Raw genomic sequence first — 3,824 nt, 5'->3', positions numbered from 1 at the left:
TCACATCGCCGGTTTTCAGATATTCATAAGCGGGGAAATCAAACAGTACCGGCTTGAGAGTGTGGTAGTTAATCTTGCCGGCCTCATTCAGATGTTCCTCTTCCACATAGGTGTTGTCAATGGAGCAGATGAAGCTCTCAAAGCCTGGAGTATTGTAGGTATCCACCACAGAGCACTCCATCGTCAGCGGCGCCTTGCGAATGATTGGCGTACCGGCTTCGCCCAGCTCATACTCAAATACCTTTGATTTGTCCACCTTTGCGCCGCTGACCGAGCCTACACAGTCGGTTTCTGGGAGCATCCCCTCATCCACGATGTTGACAGACAGCTTGCCGCCCTCCTTGATGAACTGGTTGATATAGTGGGCGGAGGCCAAACTGATCAAAACTCTGTCGTGACCGATGATGCCCACATGAGCCACCAATGTCCAGGTGGGTTTTTCCCCGTTCATCGCGCCCACCACAACAGTGGGAGTAGGATACAAAGCCAGAGCTGAACCAATGTTTTTTTTCATAAGAGTTACCTTCCTTTCTCTGCTTAACATACATGATAGATGGTTCGGTTTTGACACAGTGTCAAAACCAGCACAAAATTTTTGCGGTCCCAGGACCGCTCTCTATATTGACACCGTGTCAATAACTGTACTATAACATGGTTTTGACACGGTGTCAATATTTTTTTTGACTTTTTCTTTATATTCAATTTTATCAATATTATTACGCTGTTACTGCCTGCTGCATGCTCTTTTTCAAAATTTCTTCCTCCTCGATTTCTTAAAAAATTTCTCGTCAAAGGTCTGATTCTGAATTGTTCTCATAAAAAATCTTTTTCTGCCCATTTTAATTCCCCTTACAGGAAAGCTCCGTTGCAGACCTGTAATACCTGTCCTTTTACATGGCGTCCCATCTTGCTGGCCAGATATAGGCAGGCATACGCCTGATCCATGGGATCGCATTCCGGGCCGGGGAAGTAAACGAAGTGGCCGCTGTATCCCAGCATTTCCGCCCCGCCAGGCTGCTCTCCTGCCTTATTGGCTAAATGCGCCGGGGTAACCGTAGCTCCGGGCGCTACCGCATTACAGCGGATGTTGGTGTCGATGAGCCGCATGGCCACATTCTTGGTGAGCGTATTCAAAGCCCCTTTGGTAGAAGTGTAGGTCGCCCCACAGAAGGGCCGGGTGCCGTTGACGGAAGAAATGTTGATGATAACCCCGTCATTCTTAGGTAAGAAAATCTTCAGAGCCTCCCGGATATACCGCATGGGGCCGCCTAAATTGGTGTTCATCACATACATCATCCAGTCATCATCGGTTTCATCGATCATTTTCTGTTCCCCGATGCCGGCATTGTTGATGAGGATGTCCACATCTCCAAATTCTTTCAGTGCAGTCTCAAACACCCGCTTGGTATCCTCAGTGGAGCATACATCAGCTGCCACGCCGACTGCCTTTCCTCCTTTCCTGCGGATGCCTTCCACAACAGCATCCAGCTTTTCCTGATGCCGGGCGGTGAGTACCACTGCCGCACCTTCCTCTGCAAACAGCTCCGCCATTGACTGCCCCATGCCATAACTGGCTCCAGTGATGATGGCGACCTTATCTTTCAGCATTTGTGCTTCCATTTAAAACAACCTCTTTTCATTACTATTTTTCTTTCTGTCCATAGTGTACTGCCAGGCAAATTAGATATCAAATACTTATTCTTTATTAGTTTTCATAATTGACCCTTATAGAATTTTTCGTTATACTAAATAATAGGAGGAGATATAAATGGAACTGCGTGTATTGGAATATTTTTTAGCGGTGGCAAGAGAGCAAAATATTACCGCCGCCGCCGAATCTCTGCATATCTCTCAACCCGCCTTGTCCACACAGCTCAGAAACTTGGAGGAGGAGTTGGGAAAACAGCTTTTAATCCGTGGGGTGAAAGGTTCACGCAAGGTCATTTTGACAGAGGAAGGAATGATTCTGCGCAAGCGTGCAGAAGAAATTCTCTCGCTTGTCAAGCGGACAGAAAATGAGATAACCCAATCCGATGAAACCATTGCCGGCAATGTGTTTATCGGGACAGGTGAGACCGAAATTGTGCGTTTGTTTGCCATGGTTGCCAAAAAGCTGCAAAAAAAATATCCAGATATCCGATATCACATCTCCAGCGGTAATGCGGAGCATGTATTGGAATATCTGGATAAGGGCCTTATTGATTTTGGGCTGCTGTTTACGGAAATTGACGCACAGAAATATGAGGCAATTCCGGTTTCCATCAAAGATACCTGGGGCGTTCTCATGCGCAGGGATTCCCCCTTGGCAGAAAAAGAAATGATCTGTCCGGAGGATTTGTGGGATAAACCATTGATTGTTTCCCATCAGAAAGGAGACAATCTCTATCTTGGCCGCTGGCTCCAGCGGGAAGAATCAGAACTGCATATTGTCGCCACTTATAACCTGCTTTTTAACGCTTCTCTATTGGTGGATGAGGGACTCGGATACGCTCTTTGCTATGATAAGCTCATCAATACCCAGGGAAGCAATCTCTGCTTCCGTCCTCTTTCCCCTCAGCTGGAGGCCCCTGGCTTTATCGTCTGGAAAAAATACCAGGTATTTTCTAAAGCGGCAAATATTTTTTTACAATATCTGCGAGAAATGCTTGAAACAGAAATATAACGTGAATTAACGATCTAGGAGAAGGCAGGACACCGTCTTCCTCGAAATGAGAGCCTTAGGGATTCCAGCCATCCAGCCCCTCGAGCACATTTTTTCTGGAAAAATAATCGTCCAGCTGGGGGTTTTCCAGCTGTCGGCTGAAGGGAGCTCTTTTTTCCGGAGCAGCGCCGGGGCCTTCGTTTGCATATTCCACATAATCGCAGAGCACCTCAGCCCTTACCCGTCCCCAATTCTGCCAGCCCTCGGGGCAAATGTGGGAATCCATGGTGCAGCGCACAAAGGCCGTCTTTGCAAAATCCCTCCAGGGGCGGCCCAGATAGACGTTGGCGTATTCCTCCCCGGTGAGACGGCAGTGGGAAAAGACCAGACCGTATTCCTGCTCCTTTGGAGTGCTGGCGGCGGTGATGAAAGCCCGCTCCTCGCTGGAGCGTCCCCTGGAATGAATTTCACAATTCTCAAAAAATGCCGTATTGGGGCCAAAGATAAAATCCACGTCGCCGCAGATATAGCAGTCCTTAAAATAATTGCGGATAAGGCTGTAATCCACTTTTATTTTGGAAGCGGTAAAAAAGTCAGGCAGCATCAGCTTTTTCATCTGACAGGTGATGGGCTCCCCCGCAAAGATGGTGTCCTGCCATCCTAAAAAGCGGCAGTTGTAAAAGCTGAGACGATCCGCCGCCGCATATACGGCCAGAGCCTGTCCGGCCTGGCAGCCTGGGCCTGCAGTGTTCTCCACTGTGATATTTCTGACAGTAATGTCTTTTCCTGCAAAAAACAAAACGGCAGTGTTAAAGGTGCCATATTCCCCGTCTCCATCCGGACGGGGTTTTTTTGCGCCGTCCCCATATCTGAAAATCACAGCGTCGGGGTCAGGCCCCATTCCCACAATCTCCAGATTTTCCTTTCGGATAAATACCTTTTCTTCGTATATGCCGGGCTCCACACAAATGCGGACGGTTTCTGAAAGACCATCTTCAACAGAAAGCACCGCCTCCTGCAGTGTGGGAAAGGCGTCTTTTTTATTTTTTGCAACAGTAATGGTAAGCATATGTTTTCTCCTTATTCTTTTAAAATTTTCAAGTGATTGTGAAACCCGCTGACAAAATCACGAACCTGGTCATAATAACCAAAAACGGGTTCCGAAGCAGTGGCTGGTCACCCT

Annotated in this window: 4 protein-coding genes; 1 reads left to right on the top strand and 3 read right to left on the bottom strand. The window is 47.7% G+C overall.

The window, feature by feature from the left end:
• Together AC1WIP_RS12895 and AC1WIP_RS12890 are read right to left on the bottom strand one after the other, a co-directional pair.
• Nucleotides 1-514: flavin reductase family protein (locus AC1WIP_RS12895; RefSeq protein ID WP_481142209.1), on the bottom strand; the 514-nt coding region annotated here is incomplete at its 3' end.
• A 335-nt stretch (nt 515-849) separates the two neighbouring features.
• Nucleotides 850-1,620 carry an SDR family NAD(P)-dependent oxidoreductase gene (locus tag AC1WIP_RS12890; RefSeq protein ID WP_481142208.1) on the bottom strand — a complete coding sequence of 257 codons (771 nt, stop codon included), beginning with the start codon at nt 1,618-1,620 and terminating at the stop codon, nt 850-852.
• Between the two features lie 148 nt (nt 1,621-1,768).
• Here AC1WIP_RS12890 and AC1WIP_RS12885 point away from each other — a divergent pair, with 148 nt between their 5' ends.
• Nucleotides 1,769-2,662 (top strand): LysR family transcriptional regulator, encoded by an 894-nt coding sequence (locus AC1WIP_RS12885; protein ID WP_481142207.1) that lies wholly within the window; start codon nt 1,769-1,771, stop codon nt 2,660-2,662.
• 55 nt (nt 2,663-2,717) lie between these two features.
• Here AC1WIP_RS12885 and AC1WIP_RS12880 read toward each other — a convergent pair whose 3' ends face one another.
• On the bottom strand, nt 2,718-3,710 hold the full coding sequence (locus AC1WIP_RS12880; protein WP_481142206.1) for a pectinesterase family protein: 993 nt from the start codon (nt 3,708-3,710) through the stop codon (nt 2,718-2,720).
• Nucleotides 3,711-3,824 lie beyond the last annotated feature (114 nt).

The organism is Acetatifactor sp. (assembly GCF_982438285.1).
Note: the sequence above shows the minus strand (reverse complement) of the source record. Positions and strands in the feature narration are given on the sequence as shown.